The organism is Aquabacterium soli, assembly GCF_003933735.1.
GTDB lineage: Bacteria > Pseudomonadota > Gammaproteobacteria > Burkholderiales > Burkholderiaceae_C > Aquabacterium > Aquabacterium soli.
Map to the genome: position 1 here is coordinate 412,644 of NZ_RSED01000001.1, position 17,450 is coordinate 430,093.

The 17,450-nt window shown below is 65.9% G+C and carries 7 protein-coding genes; all 7 read right to left on the bottom strand.

All coding sequences use genetic code 11. From position 1 onward, the window contains the following. Positions 1 to 17: 17 nt before the first annotated feature. The 7 genes from EIP75_RS01745 to EIP75_RS01775 all read right to left on the bottom strand — a co-directional run bounded on the left by EIP75_RS01745 (position 18) and on the right by EIP75_RS01775 (position 17,422). On the bottom strand, positions 18 to 692 hold the full coding sequence (locus tag EIP75_RS01745; RefSeq protein WP_125241477.1) for a hypothetical protein: 675 nt from the start codon (positions 690 to 692) through the stop codon (positions 18 to 20). A 16-nt stretch (positions 693 to 708) separates the two neighbouring features. Continuing rightward, entirely contained in the window at positions 709 to 2,421 is a 1,713-nt protein-coding gene (locus EIP75_RS01750; protein ID WP_125241478.1) for a putative porin, read from the bottom strand. 50 nt (positions 2,422 to 2,471) lie between these two features. Next, entirely contained in the window at positions 2,472 to 3,155 is a 684-nt protein-coding gene (locus EIP75_RS01755; RefSeq protein WP_125241479.1) for an energy transducer TonB family protein, read from the bottom strand. 1 nt (position 3,156) lies between these two features. After that, positions 3,157 to 3,558, bottom strand: coding sequence for an ExbD/TolR family protein (locus tag EIP75_RS01760; protein WP_125241480.1), 402 nt, complete (start codon positions 3,556 to 3,558; stop codon positions 3,157 to 3,159). A 21-nt stretch (positions 3,559 to 3,579) separates the two neighbouring features. After that, entirely contained in the window at positions 3,580 to 3,987 is a 408-nt protein-coding gene (locus tag EIP75_RS01765; RefSeq protein ID WP_125241481.1) for an ExbD/TolR family protein, read from the bottom strand. Between the two features lie 37 nt (positions 3,988 to 4,024). Next, the gene (locus tag EIP75_RS01770) at positions 4,025 to 5,731 is read right to left on the bottom strand and encodes a DUF2341 domain-containing protein (RefSeq protein ID WP_125241482.1); all 1,707 of its coding nucleotides are present in this window, start codon (positions 5,729 to 5,731) and stop codon (positions 4,025 to 4,027) included. A 132-nt stretch (positions 5,732 to 5,863) separates the two neighbouring features. Further along, on the bottom strand, positions 5,864 to 17,422 hold the full coding sequence (locus EIP75_RS01775; protein WP_125241483.1) for a two-partner secretion domain-containing protein: 11,559 nt from the start codon (positions 17,420 to 17,422) through the stop codon (positions 5,864 to 5,866). Positions 17,423 to 17,450 lie beyond the last annotated feature (28 nt).

Sequence of the window (17,450 nt, forward strand, 5' to 3'; positions counted from 1 at the left end):
AGAGCCCTTGAGGCTGCTCAGGGTGGGCTGCCGGCTGTAGCCTTCACACGCAGGCGTGCCGCATCGATTTTGTCCTGGTATTCGGCCTTGAAGTTCTCAAGCCGCACGCGGCTGGTCTGGATGAACGGGTCGCTTTCACCCAGAACCTGGGCCATGCCCTTGTGCTCATAGCGGGTCAAAAGGTCTTCGCCGATCTGGGCGAGGTCGGCATTGTGGCGGGCACACTTGGCGCTGCCCTCGCTCAGCAGCTGGTTCTGCCCCTTGAGCGATGCCTCCGTGGATTGGGCTCGTGTTTGCTCGGCTTGCACCTGGGTCTTGAGTTCGGCCAACTGCGTGCTCAGCGTTTGCACCTGTGCGTGGAGCTGGTCGCGCTCCTGTTTGAGCGCATCGGCCTCTTTGGCCAGGGTGCTGGCGCGTGCGGCCGTGGCACCAGAGCTTGAGCGCAGGCGCTTGAGTTCGGACTGGGCTTCGCCCAGAGACTTCTCGGATTGCTGGCGGGCCTGGTCGGCCTTGGCCTGCTCTTCCTGCGCTGCTGTCTGCTGCTGTTGAACCTGACGCAGCTGCAGCCGAAGGCGCTTGACCTGTTCCTGCGCCTTGTCCGCCTGGGCGAAGGCCGATGAGACGACCAGGCTCAAGGCCGTGACGGCCAACAGGCGCGTGGACCAACGTGTGGAGGGTGGGGTTGATTGCATGGCGACTGGATGTTGGTCAGAAGCGCACATTGAAATCCACCTGCAGGCTGTTGACCTTGTAGGTCGCGTTGGGAAAGTTGCTGTTGATCGTGCTGTTGATGTTCTCGGCCGCCAAGTAGCGAACGCCGATCGTGCTGTTGCGGTACAGCCCATAGGTGAAGCCGAGGATGTAGCCGCGCAGGTTGGTGCCGCCCAGGCCCAGATCGCTGTCGGTGAAGGCATCGAGGACGGCGTCTGAGCCGACGTTGCGGTAGGTGGCCTGCACCTGCCAGTCATGGGATTCGCGAACCTCGCTGGCGCCCAGAGCCACCTTCAACTGATAGCCATCACGCTTGCCGCCCGGGTCGACGTTGGCATAGGTCGGGAAGGTGGCACGTTCACGGAAATCGGATGCGCTGAAGGCCGTGTTGTTGGCGTACTCAGCCGATACCATGATGTTGAAGGGATTGAAGTGCGTGAACTCGGCAGAAGCCGTGAGCACGATGGGCTTGAACTGGTAGGCCAGGCCCCATACCGGCGCGGTGTCGAGTGAGCCCGAGAGCAGGGGGTTGGTCTCGAAGACGGTGTTGCCCTTCTGGCGCAGGCCCACGGGGTACTCGTACTGTCCGTAGGTCGAGCCCGTGGGGACGCTGGTGCCGCTGATGGTGTAGTCGTTGTCGGAGCGGCCCTCGAGGTTGTTGTACTGGTAGTAGGCCAGTCCCAGCTTGACACGCGTGCGGGCACTCAGGTCCCAGTTGGCGCCAACCTGGGCGCCCCAAAGCGAACGTGAGTTGCGCGAAGGTGGGGTCGATTCGCGCAGCGGAAAGTAGCCCAGCGTCACGAAGGGTCTGACCGATGCGGTGGGATCGGGGCTGCGGAAGGTGGCTGCGAAACCCTCGAAGTTGAGGTTCTCGTTCCACGTCATTTCGCTGCTGAACCAGGGGTTGGGGATGCGCCCGCCCTGGATGGTGACCCATTCCGCCGGATCGAGTCGCACGAAGGCGCGGTCCACGAACAGTTGGTACTTGTTGAAGTTCTGCCCCATCGTCTGGTTGGTGGAGACGCGGTCCGTGGCGTTGCCCGTGGCGAGGCGCACCCCCACGCCGACCTCGTCGGTGACCTTGGCCGACACGCCCAGGCGCAGTCGGACGCGCTCGCGCGAGCGATCCGAGGCGGGGTCATTCACGGGCTGGGGCAGGTTGGTGCTCGTCAGCCGATAGGCCGCGAAATCAGGGATGCGGCTGATGCCGTTGGCGTTGTTGAGCTCGGCAGCCAGGTAGGTGATCGCCGAGGTGTTGTTCTCGCTCGCGTCATCGCGTTGGTAGCGCACGCGCATATCGCCTTCGATGCGGATGCGGTCGACCCAGGAGGGCGTGGCATTGGGCACCCCCCAGCGTTCGGCCTTGGCCTGGGCCAATACCTCTTCCTTGACCTCGTCGCGGATCTGGTTGCGCACGCTGTCTGGCACATAGGGCACCCGCAGTACTGGCTTGCCGTCGGCCGTGGTCGTTGCGGCAGGCACTGGTTTGCGGGTTTGTTCGGCGGCGGCCTTCTGCTCTGCCGCGGCCATCAGGGCGTCGGCCTTCTCGCGGCTCAATACGCCGCCCTCCACGAGGGCGTCGATCAGGTTGCGTGTGGTTTGGCGCAGGGTCTCGAGCGCGGCGCGCTCATCGGCATGGGCGGCTGGTGCGGTGAGGGCCAGGACCATGGCCGAGAGGGCAGGCCAGTAGCGGAAGGACGTGGATGTCATGGTGATACGGCGTGTGAAGTCGGTCAAGGTGTTGCCAACGCAGGTGGGACTCAGCCCGTCATGCGGTTGGTCACTTGCAGGCGGATGGGCTGGGGCACTCCAGCCGGAGGCGGGTTGCGAAAGCCGCGGAACTGCGCCAGGGCCTGGCGCAGGCGGGCATCGATGTCGGTGTTGCCGGAGGCTTCGTCAAGCTGGAAACGCTCGATGCTGCCGTCGGCGCGCACCCACAGGCTCACGGGCAGCTTGTAGTCGCCGCCGCGCCGGAGGTTTTGGTCACGGTTGAGGTAGTCGTTGAGCTCACGGCGTGCCGCGTTGCCGAAGCTGTTGGCGGCCAGTTTGTCGCTCAGCGTGCTGCCGCTGCCACCTGTCATCACGGCACCGCCCCTGTAGTCGCTGTTCACTGAGCCTGCGGCAAACGCACTGGGACCGTCGCCTGCGGCGCCCTCCATCTTCAGCTGCTGCGGCTCGGGCGGTGCCTCCACGGGCTTGGGCTGCTCCTGAGGCTGGGGCTTGTTCTCTGGCGGCTTGGGCTCGGGCTTCTTCTCTTCCTTGGGCGGCGGTGGCGGCGGGGTGTCCGGCAGCACGGCGATTTTCACCGTCTGTGTGCGAGGTCCCTTCGCGGCGCCGCCCAGGTTCTTGTAGGCCAGCCATCCGCCGGCCATCAGTGCCAGCACGATCACGCCTGGAACGATGAACCGGGACAGGCCTTCGTCAGTGGATTCGGAAGCCGCCATGTCAGGTGCCTATCCTTGATGTGACCAGGCCCATGGGCACTTCCAGCTTGTTGCACAGGTCGATGACGGTCACGACCTGGGCGTACTGCGCCCTGGCGTCGCCCTTGATGGCGACGCTCATCTTCGGGTCGCGGGCCTTGGCCTGGGCCAGCTCGCTTTCGAGTTGCTGCGCGCTCACTGGTACACCGTTGAGCAGCATCGTGCCGCCGGGCATCACCTGCACCACCTTGAGCTCGTGCTTCTCGGTGCTGGGCTTGTTGCTGGGCTTGGGCATGGAGACGCTCAAGCCCTGTACCGAGGCCGTGGTCATCAGGATGAACACGACCAGCAGCACATAGGCCAGGTCCAGCATCGGCGTGACGTTGATGCTGTCGTAGGGTTTGGTCTCGTTCTGGATTTGCATGGTGTCAATGGCGCGGGTGCTCTACTGCAGGCGCTTGGTGGCCAGGCCGATCTCGGTGATGTCCAGGCGCTTGGCGATCTCCAGCACTTCCATGACCTTGTCGTACTGCGTGGCCGCATCGGCCTTGAGCACCACAGGCAATGCCGGGTTGGCGGCCTTGTACTGGGCCAGGCTGTCGCGCAGCTGGTCCATGCTCACGGGGTAGGCGTCCAGATAGACCTGGCCATCGGCCGTGATCGTGATGCCGCGTGTCTGGGGCTTGGCCAGGTTGTTCACCGCCAGGGTCTTGGGCTCATTCACCTTCACACCCTGTACGGAGGCCGTGGTCATGATGATGAAGACCACCAGCAGCACATAGGCCAGGTCCAGCATGGGCGTGACGTTGATGTCGTCATACGCCTGCAACTCGCCTTTGACATCAGCGGCCATGGTGTGCCCCTGGTTGGAGGTTCGCGTTCATGCCGGCTCAGCGCGCGCCGTAGGTCTCGGCCACGCGGGTCACGAACTCATCGACGAAGATGCCCATGTCCGACGAGATGTTCTTGATGCGGGCGGCCAGGTAGTTGTAGCCAAACAGGGCGGGGATGGCGACCGCCAGGCCGGCCACGGTGGCCAGCAACGCGGCCGCGATGCCCGGGGCGATGGCGTTGACGTTCACATCGCCTGCGGCGGCAATGGCCGCAAAAGTGATCATCACGCCCACGACCGTGCCCAGCAGGCCCAGGAAGGGGCCGCCGGAGATGGCGATGGTCAGCAGCACGATCTTGCTGTTGAGCGTCTGGCTTTCGCGGATCAGGTCGGCATCGATGGCGGCCTTGACGGCGTCGATGGAGGCGCCGCTCAGGGGCGTTGAGCCTGTCTTGCCCACGTCACGCTTGGTCAGCTCGCGCAGGCCGGCTTCGTACAGGCGAGCCAGTTGCGAGTGCTTCATGCCTTGCGACGACACGGTCATCACATCCCTGGCGTCGCGAAAGCCCGACAGGAACTTGCGATTGTCCTTGTCGGCGCGGCCCACCAGCACGGCCTTGTCATACATCACCCACGCGGCGATCACGAACATGACACCCAGGATGGCAATGACGACCCAGGCGTCCACCGTGAGGTTGTTGACCAGGATGGCGAAGTGACCAACCTCACCGCCGCCTTCGGCGTGTGCGACGGAGTCAGGCGTTTCGGTGCTGGTGGCCACCAGCTTGGCATCGGCGCTCTGGGCGGCGTGGGCCAGCTTGAGCCAGTCCGCGCTGCGCACGGTGGTGGCGACCTCGAGCTGGTCCACAAGGCCGGTGATGCCCTGGCCCAGTTGAAGTGCGCCCTCAATGGGAGCGCCGGCGGCGGGCAGGTCCGTTTGGGCCGCCTGGGCACCGTTCACGTAGAGGGTGAGCTTGCCGTTGCCGACGGTCAAGGCCAGGTGCGCCCAGGCGCCAGTGGGCAACTCACCGCCGGTGGCCGTGGTGCTTCCCACGGTGACGCTGGGCTTGCCGGCATCGAGCTTCAGGCTCAGCGGGCCTTGTGCGATCAGCGTGCCCGTCACCGCCTCGGGCTTGAACCACAGGCTGATGCTGTAGGGCGCATTGGCGGCGGCCTTGAGCTTGTCGCTGGACCAGGAAACGGCCTGGCCATCGAGCTTGCCGGATGGGCCGATCAGGCCCGTGGCTTCGCGCGCGAGGGGGCCGGAGGACTGCAGAGCGCTGGTGGCATCGGCCACGGGTTCGCCGTTCTGGCCCGAGAAGGGAATGGCCGCGGCCATGGCGCCGTCGAACAAGGCCGCATTGATGGGCTCGGCCACGGCGGCCTCGTTGCCGGCGTAGACGTAGACGGTGTTCTTGTCCGTGCCTGGCAAGGTGTTGGGCAACTGCACCCAGACCACGGCCAGCTCATTGGTGCCATCGAAACGCTCGACCCAGTACTTCAGCGGTGTCTTGTCGTCGGCGGCGATGACGCGAAGGTCGGCCCCATCCGGCTTGGCGCCGATGAAATCGAAGTTGCCCGAATGCAGGCGCACAGGCACGACCACGCCCGACAGCGCTTCCTTGGTTTCCATGCCCTGGGCCGAGGTGTTCAGAACGACCTTGGTGCGGTGCTTGAAATCACCGCTCCACCACGCATGGGCCAGGGATGGCAAGACCAGTGCCGACATCAGCAGGGCAGATGAGAGGATGCGCGGGACATTCATGGGAAACAACCGTCTTTCAAAGAATTTCATTATTTCAATCGCGTGTGTCCTGAGAAGGGCAGGTGCTTGAGCCGATGGGGCTACGCTTGGGCAAGTTGCGGGACATGAAAGCGTCATGCTTGTGTGATGGGCTCAGGGCGCGTCCTGCTCCCTTTCCTTGTCCTTGCGGTCCTTGGCCTTCTGATCGCTTGTGGGTGTGTCTGTCTTGCTGCCCGTGGCATCGCTGGCAGGCAGTGCATTCGAAGAGGCTGCGCTGGCGGCCGTGGAGGCTTCACCAAAGCCCAGAAGATCGACGGTCAGCAAAGAGGACGTTTCCTTCGCGCCTACACCTATTGCCTCAGCTGCCTGGGCCACACCAGCCGCCGTGTCGGCAACCTTGGGCGTCAAGCTCACGTTGGGGGTGGGGGGAGGCGAGGTTGCCGCACCGGTAATGTTGTCGGCGCCGATCACAATGGGAGAGCCAATTTCAGGGGGTTCGGCGCTGATGACGAATGCATCCAACGCGCGGATCTCACCATTCGGGGCATAGAGGCCCATCCTGGTTGTCACGTCGGCCGGCGGCTCTACGACCTGGAGGCCACTGCCCGAGGTGGGGGGCTGGCCCTGTGTGACAACCGTGCCGGTAGCCGGATCGAACATTCGAACCGGAGTTGGCTTGGTCACGATGGTGTTCGAGCCCTTGCCCGAGTCGATGTCACCATCCATGGTGTAGATGTACAGGTTGCCGCGCCCCACGACAATGACCTTCTGATCGCCAACGAGGAAGTCGCCACCTGTCAGGGATCGGAAACTGCCACCTTGGAAGTTGATGAAGCCTGCGGGCTGGTCGGCGGCGCTGGGCAAGCCGGCCGCCACCTGGCCTGCGGCGATCACGTCGATGCCGCCTTTGCTGTTGTCCACCTGTCCCGATGTCGATCCGCCACCGACGCCCAAGTTGTGCACCTTGGCGTTGGTCAGATCGATGTCACCGTTGCGGTGGAAGCTGGCACCCAGGCCCGCCAGGTCTGCCACACCTGCCGCTTGGTCAAACAAGCCCTTGCGTTGGGTGGCGCGTCGGGCTTCCTCACCGGCATTGTCCGAGGCGGCGATCGCGATGGCCTGGCCGGCCAGGGCCCTGATCTGCTGCCACATGGCCTCCTGCTTCAGACGCAGGAAGGGCTCGGACCGGTAGTAGGCATCGGTTCGGCCAGCCTGATCGGGCAGGTAGCGCGCCACGAAGGCGGCGTTGAGGTAGCGGTTGACGGCTTCGACCTGGTGCTCATCCGTCAGGCTTCGGAAGGTGCCCAACGCCGTGTCGAAGCTGACCTCAGCCCAACTGCTGGCACCACCCGGAACGGGCAACTGGCTGTCTGCCAGTGCGCGGTTCATGGCATCACGCAGCGCTGGATCGCTGCCATGAAGTTCGATCAGCTTGTCGCTGTTGAGGGAGCGGTCATTGCCGGCCGACAGTGTGATCTTGGCGGACTGCTCAGGCAGAGCCGTGTTGATCTGGTTGGCCACGGCCACCACGCCCAGGGACTGGTTGAGCAGGATGTCCCTGCCGGCTTCGACGTGCAGCGCGCCCGGGCCACCGATGACGATCTGGCTGCTGGTGTCGATGCCACCGATGATGTCGCGTCCTGCCTTCACGATCGTCACATCGTCGTCGGTGAAGTTCTGCCCGATGAAGGCCGGGTTGATCAGGTCACGCCCAGCGACGATCTCCGTGGGACGGTTGCTGCGCAGGAAAGGGTTGGCCGACGTGCCGTCCTCGGTCTGCCGGTCGAAAATGATGTCTCGCCCGGCATGGACACGGACGACGTTCTCATTGGCCTGCTGCCCCAGGTCGTAGATGGCGTTCGCTTGCAGGACACTCATGTCGCTGAAGACACGGAGCCCGTTGGCGTTGGCCGCGGCGGCACTGCCAGCGGGTGCCAGGCTGGTGTTGAGGCCAGAGAGGTTGAAGCTCGTGGCGGCTGTCGAGGCATTACCCGACACCAGCGCTGGCTGCGCGGCGCTGGGAAGCCCCAGTTGGGCCTGTGCGGCATCGATCAACTGCACATGGCCTTGCAGAACCACATCCTGGTCCGCATACACGTTGAAGTCGGACATGGCGGACGGCATGACGTAGAGCGGCGATGCGGGACTGGAGGTGCTGCCGCCGTCGGACAAGGCCAGGCCGACTCGGTTGAACGTCACATCACCTTGCAGGCTGGTGACGTGGACCACCGGGGGCGCGATGCTCGCCAGGTAGGAGGCGTTGGACGTGACGGAGCCCGTCATGGACATCGTTTCCGTGGCGGAGGTCTTGTGCATCAGGTTGAGTGCCTGGGCATTGGCCTCCCAGTTGACATCCCCCTTCAGCGAGCTCAGCGATACCCCTGCGTCCTGTGCGTAGGTGAAGTAGAGCGAAGCCGTCGTCGCACTCAGGCCCGAGGCGGCGCCACTGACAGAGCCGGTGTTGACCGGGCTGCTGCCGTTGGCGCGGAAAGGCATGATGGTCGGATTGAACACGTAGGACACCGTCAGGTCGTCCAGTGCGGACACATCCCAATGGCCATTCATCAGACCCAGCATCGTGCCGGGTTCATACACCATGGTGGTGTCCGGAGCCGTGCCGTCGGCCACGCTGTCCGCGCCGCGATTGAGTGAACCGCCAGCCGTGATGCGGCCCGCACCCCGTCCCAGGAAGTACACACCGCCATCGATGTTGCGGCCAGCGATCACCTCGATGTTGCCGCCATTGAGTTCCTTGAGGGAGGTCTGCACCACCTGGCCGTTGTCATCGATCATCTGCACCGAGCGAGCGTTGGTGGGCGCCACGACGGCCACGTTGCTGATGTCCTGGCCTGCCGTCACGCTGATGTTGCCGCCACCGAACGAACCGAAGCCTTGGCGGAAAGCGTTGAGCCCCGTCCACCAGGCCACCGGCACACGCTGCGTGGCCAGTGCAGCGTTGGGGTTGCCGCCGTGATAGAAGTAGTTGCCCGTCATCTGACTGACCTGCTGCGGTGTAAGCGTCGTCACGCCGTCGACGGTGCTCACGGCGGCATAGCTGCCCACGTTGCCGCCTGCGGCCACCGTCAAGCGGCCACCGCGCTCGGTGAAGCGCGCATTGGCGTAGGCGGTGGTGGCCGCGCCCGTCGTGGTGAAGCGCTCATTGGTCGCCAGGGCCGAGGTGCGCCCCGCCACATAGATGGCCGATGTCGTGGCCAGCGTCGGTGCCATCAGGCGGACATCACCCGATGCGTGCACGTCGATGGAGCCTGCGGTGGTGCGGATGATCTTGCCGCCGGCAAGCGTGAAGTGTCCTTTCGAGGCATCGGCCTTTGTGGCCGAGAGCTTGGCCGATGAGGTGTCGGCCCCGGCAACGAAACGCATGGAGGTGGCATCGCCCGCGGCCGTGCTCAGCGTGGTGCCCGACAGCGTGAAGCCATCGCTGATGGTGCTGTTGACGTTGAGGTCGCCGGCGGCGCGGACGGTCAGGGCCAAAGGCTCTGTGCCGGCGCGCACCGTGCTCAGGTTGATGTCGGTCCCGTTGCCGATGGTCAGGTTGCCCAGGGTCTGAATCTCGACGCCCGCCTTGACATGCGCTTCGCTGCGGCCCGTCAGGCCCAGCTTGGCCAGGGCCTTGGCCTTGTTGGTGGCTGTGGCGAAGGTGGCGGCATCGGCGGCCAGGCTGGTCAGCCCCCATGCCGTGCTGGTGCTGTTTCCAGCCACCAGGCTGGTGTGCCATGTGGTTGGGGATGCCGTCGAAGCATCCTTGTAGACGCGCACGGCTTCGATCTCGATCTGCCCGGCCTGCAGTGTCAACTTGGCATCTGCGGGATCGGTGACCGAGGCAGGCAACAGGCCCACGTTCACGTCGCCTGTGTAGGCGCCATTGGCATGGCGGGTCTGGCCCGCCCGGATGACGATGCGGCCGTCGGCAGCATCGTTGGCGCTGTCGGCCTTGATGGTGGCCTTGCCCAGCAGCACCTGCCCGTCCGTGGAGGACAGCAGGATGTCGCCACCATTGGCCCCGTCACGGGTGGACTGGGCCAGCACCTGCGCGCCGGTCTGCACGGTTAGGTCGCCCTTGGCCTGCAATTGCACCACGCCGCCCTGCGGCACGGTGGCGTCGATCAGGGCTTGGCTGCCCAGGTCGAGCTTGCCGCTGTCCGAGGTCAAGGCCACCATGGCCGCCTTCACCGTGGTGTTCAGGGCCAGGTCGGTGCCACGCACGCGCACGTCCACCGCGCGGTGGCCCGTGCCGCTGGCGTTGCGACTGATGTCCAGCAGCTTGTCCAGGCCGGTTTGCGCCGCCTGTGCATTGGCGCTGGCCGCGGCCTGGGCCGCGGCATCCAGCGTCAACTGGCGTGCATCGACTGTCAAGGAGCCACCTTTGCCGCTGGCGGCTTCGAGGTTGATGTCCGCGTTGGCGCCAATCACCAGGGCACCATCCGCCGCGCTGGCCGCTTTCAGCGAGATGCTGCCAGCGTAGGGGTTGTCGCCAGCGTAGCCTGTGGGCATCACCGGGGCAGTGGCCGACAGGTGGCCATCGACCACCAGGCGGCCGGTCTGGGCCTCGGCAGTGATCTGGCCACCGCCAGAGGCCACGGCGTAGCTGTCGGATACCTGGCGCAGTCGCCCGTCTACACGGGTTTGTGAGCCAGTGGCGAAGACCACGGTGTCGCTCTGGCCAGCCAAGCCACGTCCCAGCAGGTTCAGTCGACCTGCCTCGATGTCGATGAGGCCGTTCTGCGTGACGATGCCCCCCGACAGGCCCAGCTTGCCGCCAGCGCCCAGGGATTCGTTGAGTGACTTGCCTGCCGCGTGGCGCTCGACCGTCAGGGTGCCGGTGGCGTCGGCCTGCTGATCCGAGGTGCTGGAGGCTGTGACGCGCGCCGCGCGCAGGGTCAGGTCGCCCTGAGCGAGGGTCTGGCCGCGTCCCGTGAACACGATGTCGCCGGTGCTTTCCAGGAGGCTCTTGGCAAAGCCCAGGCGCTGGCCGGCCAGCGCACCGGCGGCCTGGTCCTTGGCGAGAGATGCGTCGATCGTCAGGCCGCCTGTGTGCCCGTCCCGCAGAACGGGTTGTGCCAGGATCTGCAGAGACGATGCGCCTTGCTCGACCTGGGACTGGGCATCGGTGGGGGCTGTGCGGCCGGAGCTGTTGGCCAGGACCACATCGCGGGCACGCACCACGACGGTGTCGGCGGAGGTGCCAAGGCCCAGCAACTGTGGCGCATCCAGCGTCAGGCTGCTCATCCCGGCGGAGCCCAGTTGCGCCGAGCCGTGGAAATCGATGCTGCTGTAGGAGCGCAGCTTGAGGCGGTCTGCCTGGTTGGCGGCGGCCAGCAGGTCGCCACTGATCGACAGGGTGGACGCGTCCGTTGATGCCGCCGGATCCGCGCCCACGGCCACCCGCTTGCCACCCAGGCTCAGCGAGCGTGTGGCCAGGTCGGTGGATTCGGCCATGGCCAGCACGTTGGTGGCATCGAGTTGCACCGAATTGCCCTTGAGCACGACTTGGCTGCTGGCGCTGCTTTGTCCGATCACCAGATTGCCCTGATCCACGCCGGTGGCACCAGTCACGCTGATGTCGGTGTTGGCCAGGTGGCCCACCTGCAGGGCGGCGCCGTCGCCTTCGATCACGTAGCGGCGCGTGGCGCCCGTGTCCGCGCCGGTGGACTGCAGCGTCAGGCCGCTCTCGACCGTCACGGTGCTCTTGGCCACGGCCAGCAGTTCGCCTGTGGTGCTCAGCACATTGCGTGATGCCACGGGCTGGCCATTGGCGTCCACGTCGGCCTGGAAGGTGATGCTGTCTGCTGCGCGCGTGACGGTGATGCTGCCGTCGTTGTTGGTCTTGCGCGTGCCGCCCAGCAGGATGCTGTCGGCCCCCAGGGCATTGAGTTGTGCCAGGCCGACGCTCTTGGCCCCCGTGGGCACGGCCTGTGTGGTGTCGGCCTGCACCACCATGTTCGCCATGGACAGGTCGAACTGGCCGCCCTTGAGTGCCTCGCTGGCCTTGCCCGCGAAGTTGAAGCGCGCGGCCCAGTCGAAGGCGTGGTCCGACACCAGGCTCACTCGGCCGGCATCACCCGGTTTGAACAGGGTGTCGCCACTGCGGTTGGACAACTGCGCCTGGTAGGCATTGCCCGAGGTCACGATGATCTCGGACTTCTTGCGGAAGGTGGATTCGGGCTCGAGCGTGAGCGCCAGGCGCTGGTCACCACCCCCGTTCTGCAGGGTGCCCGTGGTGGTGCGGTGGCCGGACACGATGACCGATCCATCGTCGTTCCTGATGGCCATGGGCATGGGCGTCGTCACGTTCAGCGACGTGGCGCTGACCAGCACGGCGCCGGGCAGGATGCCGTAGCGGGCATCCATCAAGGTGTACGTGCCGGCTTTCAGTACGCTGTTGCTGGTGGCAATGGTGACCTGGTCACCGGGTTTCAGTGTCGATCCGAGCTTGTGTGTCGTGGCGTTGATCTCGGCATCCGTCGGCGCAAAGTCGTACCCGTAGTTGGGCACGATGGCGAAGACGTTCTTGCGCAGGAAGGTGTCGGTGGTGCCGCCCACGCCCTGCTTGAACTCCCACGCCAGGATGTCGCCCCCCGCGCTCACGTCCACCGAAGCCTGGTTGCTCAGGCTCAGGGTCTTGCCGTTGAGGGTGATCTGCTTGTTCACCGGCAACTTCGTCAAGTCGATGACGGTGTTGTTGTCGGATGGGGCCAGATTGGCCGCTTCGCCGCTTGCGGCGGTGGTGCCCTGGGTGCCATAGACCCAGCTGGTCTGGTTGAGCGTGCTGCCCACCGGCACCTGGGTGCCGTCGCCCGAGATGGACAGGGCCGCGCGCTCTGTCAATGTCAGGGTGTTGGCCTGCACATCGATGGTGCCGAAGGGCTGGCGCACGGTGCCATCCAGGATGACCTCGCCGGCCTTGATGTTCAGTGTGGCCAGTGCCGACAGCGGTGTCTGGCTGGTGCTGCCCGCCCTGGGGGCGCTCACGGTCAACTTGCCGCCTGGGGCCGTGCCTTGCGCGTCGAAGCCCTTCACGCTGAAGTCGCTCAGCGTGGTGGCGTAGACCTGCCCCGCCACCAGGTTCAGATCGCCCGTGAAGCTGAGTTGCCCCTTCAGGGCCGCGCTGCTTGAAGAACTCTGGCCCACGAGGCGGATCTCGCCGTTGGTGCGCCCGAGGGCGGTCGAGGCGGTGGGCGACAGGGTGGCGTGCAGATCGAGCTTGTCGACGCCCATCACTGCGGTGTTGCCCACCAGCTCGATCAGGCCTGCCTGCACCTCCAGGGTGCCGGTGCCGCCCAGCTGGCCCTGCTCGGCGCGCTTGCTGGCCGTTTCCACCTGCGGGGCCAAGGGCAGGCTGTCGCCGACCTTGGTCTTGGGGCCGATGCTGACCTGGTGGGCCTGGATGAGATGCGATGCACCATCGGCCACGTCGACCACCGAGGTGTTGAGCACGATCGATTGCAGCCGGGTGCGGTCGTTGGCGGCCACCAGATGGGCCCCGGCATTGAGCTGCACGCTCTCGTCTGCACGCAACTGGATGCGGTCGAAGCCAGAGCCATTGAGCAATTCGGCCGAGACCACGCCTTCGCCGAACTTCAGGCCTGACGCTGCCAGCCGTCGCGCTTCCTCTTGCGTACCTGTGATGCGGATGGCGCGCTTGCCGGCCGCCTCGCCATCGGGGTACTGGGCAGAGGCCGCGGCCGGGTCTGTGCGATCCACCAGCCCTTCCTGGCTCAGTGCGATGTTGATGATGCCCCCAGCCACCGAAGCATTCGGTGCCTTGGCTTCCACGGTGCCCGACAGCTGGAAGCCATCGGTGGACATGATGTTGAGCGTGCCCGCGCCTGCGCTGATCAGGCTCTTGCCGGGCAGGGCGCTGCGGTCCAGCAGACCGGTGGCGCCATTGAGGCGGATCGTGGCCGCTTCGTCCATGATGAGCTGGCCACGCGTGGCCGTGCCATCGCTGCCACCCAGCGTGACGGTGCCGCCTGCCAGCACCTCGCCTACCTCGCGTGAAGGCTGGCCTGGCAGGCCGCCGTCGGCGCTGTAGCTCTTGACGGTGCCCGACACTTCAATCAATGAACCTGCCGCCAGGTGGATGCGCTGGCCGGCCAGGTAGCCCACCGATTCGACATCGGTGCCACCTGCTGATGCGCCCCGTGCGCCCAGCAGCCGCAGGTTGACCTTGCCGGCCAGTGCTTGAAGGGCGCCAGCCATCTCGATGCTGCCCCCCGCGCTCAGGTTGATGCTGCCGCCGATGCCCATGTCCAGCAGCGCACCCTGCCCAATGGACAGGTTGGCCCCCTTCGCCAGCCCAAAGGTGGACGCCGTAGCCGTGCCAGGCTCGGTCTTGGCGCTCAGAGTGAGGTTGAGTCCTTGGCGCCGACCGGTGTCCAGCACGGTCAGCTCATACGGCAACGCCGACAAACCGCCCAGGCGTGCCGCAGTGGCCACCATGTTGACCAGTTGTGGGCGCACCTGTGCCCCCGCCTGCACATCGATGTGGCCGATCGATGCCACATCCAAGGTGCCGAAGCCGCGCTCGGCGAACAGGTTGGTGCCGATCGAGAAGGCACTTTCACGGCTGCCGCCGATGAGCACCGCCGGCAAGCCCGACAGCTTGAGCGTGCCTCCAGCGCTGAAGTCATATCCGCTGAGCAGACCGCCGAGTGTGAGGGTGCCCTCAGGGGGCTGCGTCCTGTCGGCATACTGCTGGTTGATGGCCAGGCTGACCGTGCCGGCGGTGCCTTGCACCAGGGTGCCGGCGCTGGAGCGCCAGGCGGCCCCCGAGACGTTGATCTGGCTATCCTGCGCCATGATCAGGCTGCGGGCCGCCTCCACGGTGACGGTGCCACCCTTGCGCGCGATACCGTCGTTGGCAGGGGCTGCCGTCACGCGCTCATCGCGCACCGTGCCCGCGGCGTCCAGCACGGCATGGCGGCCCAGCACCACGTCGGCATCGACCTGTCGCGCCTTGAGTGTCAGCGTGCCGCCAGCGGAGGTGATGCGGCCATCGATCTGGATGCCTGCGAGGGCGTTGACCTCGAAGCTGCCGCCGGATGCCAGCTTGATGGTGGGGCGATCGCCCGCGTCGGCAGCGCCCACCGTCACGGTGTTGGCCTGAAGGCTCAGGCCCGCCAGGCCAGCGTTGTTGATCAGGCTGGCGGCCAGTTTCAGGTCGGTGCCGACCTGGCTCAGAACTTCTTGCCAAGACTCGGTGGTCCAGCTGTTGGCCAGCGTCGGCAGCACGGGCGCCTGGCTGGTCACGGTGATGGATGAGATGGCGGTGCCCTCGGGAACCTTGGTATCGCTGTTCTCGACGCCATGCTGGCCCAGCACCAGCAGGCCGGCTGTGGGCCTGAGCGACGCATAGAGGTGGGGCTGCGTCGTCAAGGCCTGCGCGCGGTTGACCACGCGGTTTTCATCCGTCATCTGGGCGATTGACAGGTTCGTGTTGAAGGCACGGTCACGCTCCGCCACATCGGTGGACAGGCGTTGCGTCTCGCTCATCGTGACGTGGCCATCGAGCGTGGCGCCCAGAGACATCACCGGAGCCGAGAGCCAAGCCACGCCTGCGCTCATGCCCACGCTCTGGGATTCCAGCACCGTGGGGGCGGTCGCGCCGGGATCTACCAGGCCCAGGCGGCTGAGGTCTTCCGCGCTGGACTTGGTCGGATCAGAGATCAGTCCGTCGTAGCGCAGGTCCTTGCTGGCGTCTTCCAGGCGGGTGATCAGGCCATTGCGCAGCAGCAGGGACGAGACCAGCGTGCCCGCGTCATAGGTGACCTGGCCGCCGCTGAAATCGATGAGCGCATCCTTGTCCAGCAGCATGGCGCCCTGGGCCTGCATGCGCAGCATGCCGCCGGCCGTCGAGTATTCTGCGGCGCTGTAGCGGATGTTGTTGTACAGGCCGGCCACGTCGCCAATGGTGATGCGGCGGCGTGCGTCGGCCAGCAGTTCGGCCCGGTAGATCACACCGTCTCGCTGCAAGGCGGCATCGGCCAATTCGATCGAGAACAGCCTGCCCTGCAATTGGTTGCGGGACGCTGGCAGCAGCAGGTTGTTCAGGCCGGAGACGTCGACCTTGGCGCTTGACTCCATCACGATCCGGCTGTCGTCCTGCACAGGCGCCGATTGGCCGGTTCGAAGCGGTGATGTGGCCCAGTTGCTGGTGGCCAGGATGTTGACCTCGCCCGCGGGGGCCTGCACCACCGAGCCCGAGCGCAGGGTGATCTCCTTGCCGATGATGTCGATGCGCGAGCGGTAGAAGGTGTCGCTGGATTGCTGCAGCAAGGCTTCATAGACCTTCAGGTCAGCCTCGTAGGCGGCCTTGGCCAGGTTGTACGCGGCCTTCTGATCATCCGTGGCGGTGGACGAGATGGCCGCCGGGGCGACAGGCTTGTCACGCACGCGCATGACCTCATCCGGGCTGACACCGATCTTGCCTTCGGCGATCTGGGCCGGCGTCAGCACCAGGCCATCGACCGAGGGCAGCACCTCGGTGACGCTACCCGCGGCCAGCTCGACCGTGCCGGTGTTGTTGGCCACACGAACCGAGCTGATGCCGTCGTTCGCTGGCGTCACGGTGGTCGTGTCCTTCATCGCCGTCAGGAAGATGGCGCCGTTGTGCCCCTTCACCGCGGTGGTGGCCGTCAGCGTGCCCTTCTGGCGGATGGCCGCCCCGACCAGGTTGATCGTGCCCTTGTCGGCCCGGACCGTGCCGCTGCGGGCATCGCCGTCCAGGCGCACGTTCTCCACCGAGCCCAGATCCGGCGCCTCGGCCAGCGCCGCTTCGTCGAAGTTGTCGATGGCCACCAGCAGGCCTCGTTGCGCCAGATCCAATGGGGCGTACAGGTAGACCGTCTTGCCCGCGGCCAGGATGGCCTGGCCTTGAGGCGTCTCGATCAGGCCCTGGTTCACCACGCGGGGCGCCACCAGGATCACGTCGCCGCCCGGCAGCGAGCGGATCTCGGCGCCTTTCTCGACCGAGATGAAGCCATGGATGGCACTGTTGTCGCCACCGAACGAGGCTTCGCCCTTGCGGAAGGCCCGGATACCCGTTTCGAACGCCTCGCTGCTGATCTTCAGTGCCGTGGCCACGAAGCTGCGGGTGTCCACGCGTGCGTTGTTGCCGAAGATCACGCCCGCGGTGTTCTCGAGCATCACTTCGCCATTGGCCGACAGCACGCCGTCGATGACCGACGGGGTGAGGCTGGCGACGCGGTTGAGCGCGCGGCCCCCGGTGGGCTGCACGAACCGCACCTGGTAGCCCTGGCCGATGTCGAAGCTGTCCCAGTTCAGCACGATGGTGGTGCCGTTCTGCACCAGCGTCATGATCTTGCCGTCATTGGACAAGCTGGGGTCTTGGTAGTTGCCGGTGTTGAGCGACCAGTTTCCGGCCGAGTAGGTGGGCAGGTTGGCCCGTGGATTGGCCAGTGCATCACGCACCAGCGCCGATACCGGGCGCGCCGCTGGCGTCACGGTCATGGCGCCTTGCGCGCGCGATACCGCCGTGCCTGCCACGGCCCCGTCTGAGCGCATTTGTGCTTGGGCAATCGTCGACAAGCCCACCAGCGTCAGTGCACCTACCAGGGCCACGGCACGTGTCTGGCCGCCGGCGGCCTTGCTGGCCGTCCTGGCATGTTCATGCGCGGGCACCCGCATGCCGCGGCGGCGGTCGAACACAAGGCGGTGGACGTGCTTGTTCATGATGGACTTCCTGGGGGCAGTGATTCAA

Excerpts from the sequence above, each read along its gene's own strand:
- EIP75_RS01770 (WP_125241482.1), bottom strand. The coding sequence starts at position 5,731 with ATGAATGTCCCGCGCATCCTCTCATCTGCCCTGCTGATGTCGGCACTG.
- EIP75_RS01765 (WP_125241481.1), bottom strand. The coding sequence starts at position 3,987 with ATGGCCGCTGATGTCAAAGGCGAGTTGCAGGCGTATGACGACATCAAC.
- EIP75_RS01755 (WP_125241479.1), bottom strand. The coding sequence starts at position 3,155 with ATGGCGGCTTCCGAATCCACTGACGAAGGCCTGTCCCGGTTCATCGTT.
- EIP75_RS01775 (WP_125241483.1), bottom strand. The coding sequence starts at position 17,422 with ATGAACAAGCACGTCCACCGCCTTGTGTTCGACCGCCGCCGCGGCATG.
- EIP75_RS01760 (WP_125241480.1), bottom strand. The coding sequence starts at position 3,558 with ATGCAAATCCAGAACGAGACCAAACCCTACGACAGCATCAACGTCACG.
- EIP75_RS01750 (WP_125241478.1), bottom strand. The coding sequence starts at position 2,421 with ATGACATCCACGTCCTTCCGCTACTGGCCTGCCCTCTCGGCCATGGTC.
- EIP75_RS01745 (WP_125241477.1), bottom strand. The coding sequence starts at position 692 with ATGCAATCAACCCCACCCTCCACACGTTGGTCCACGCGCCTGTTGGCC.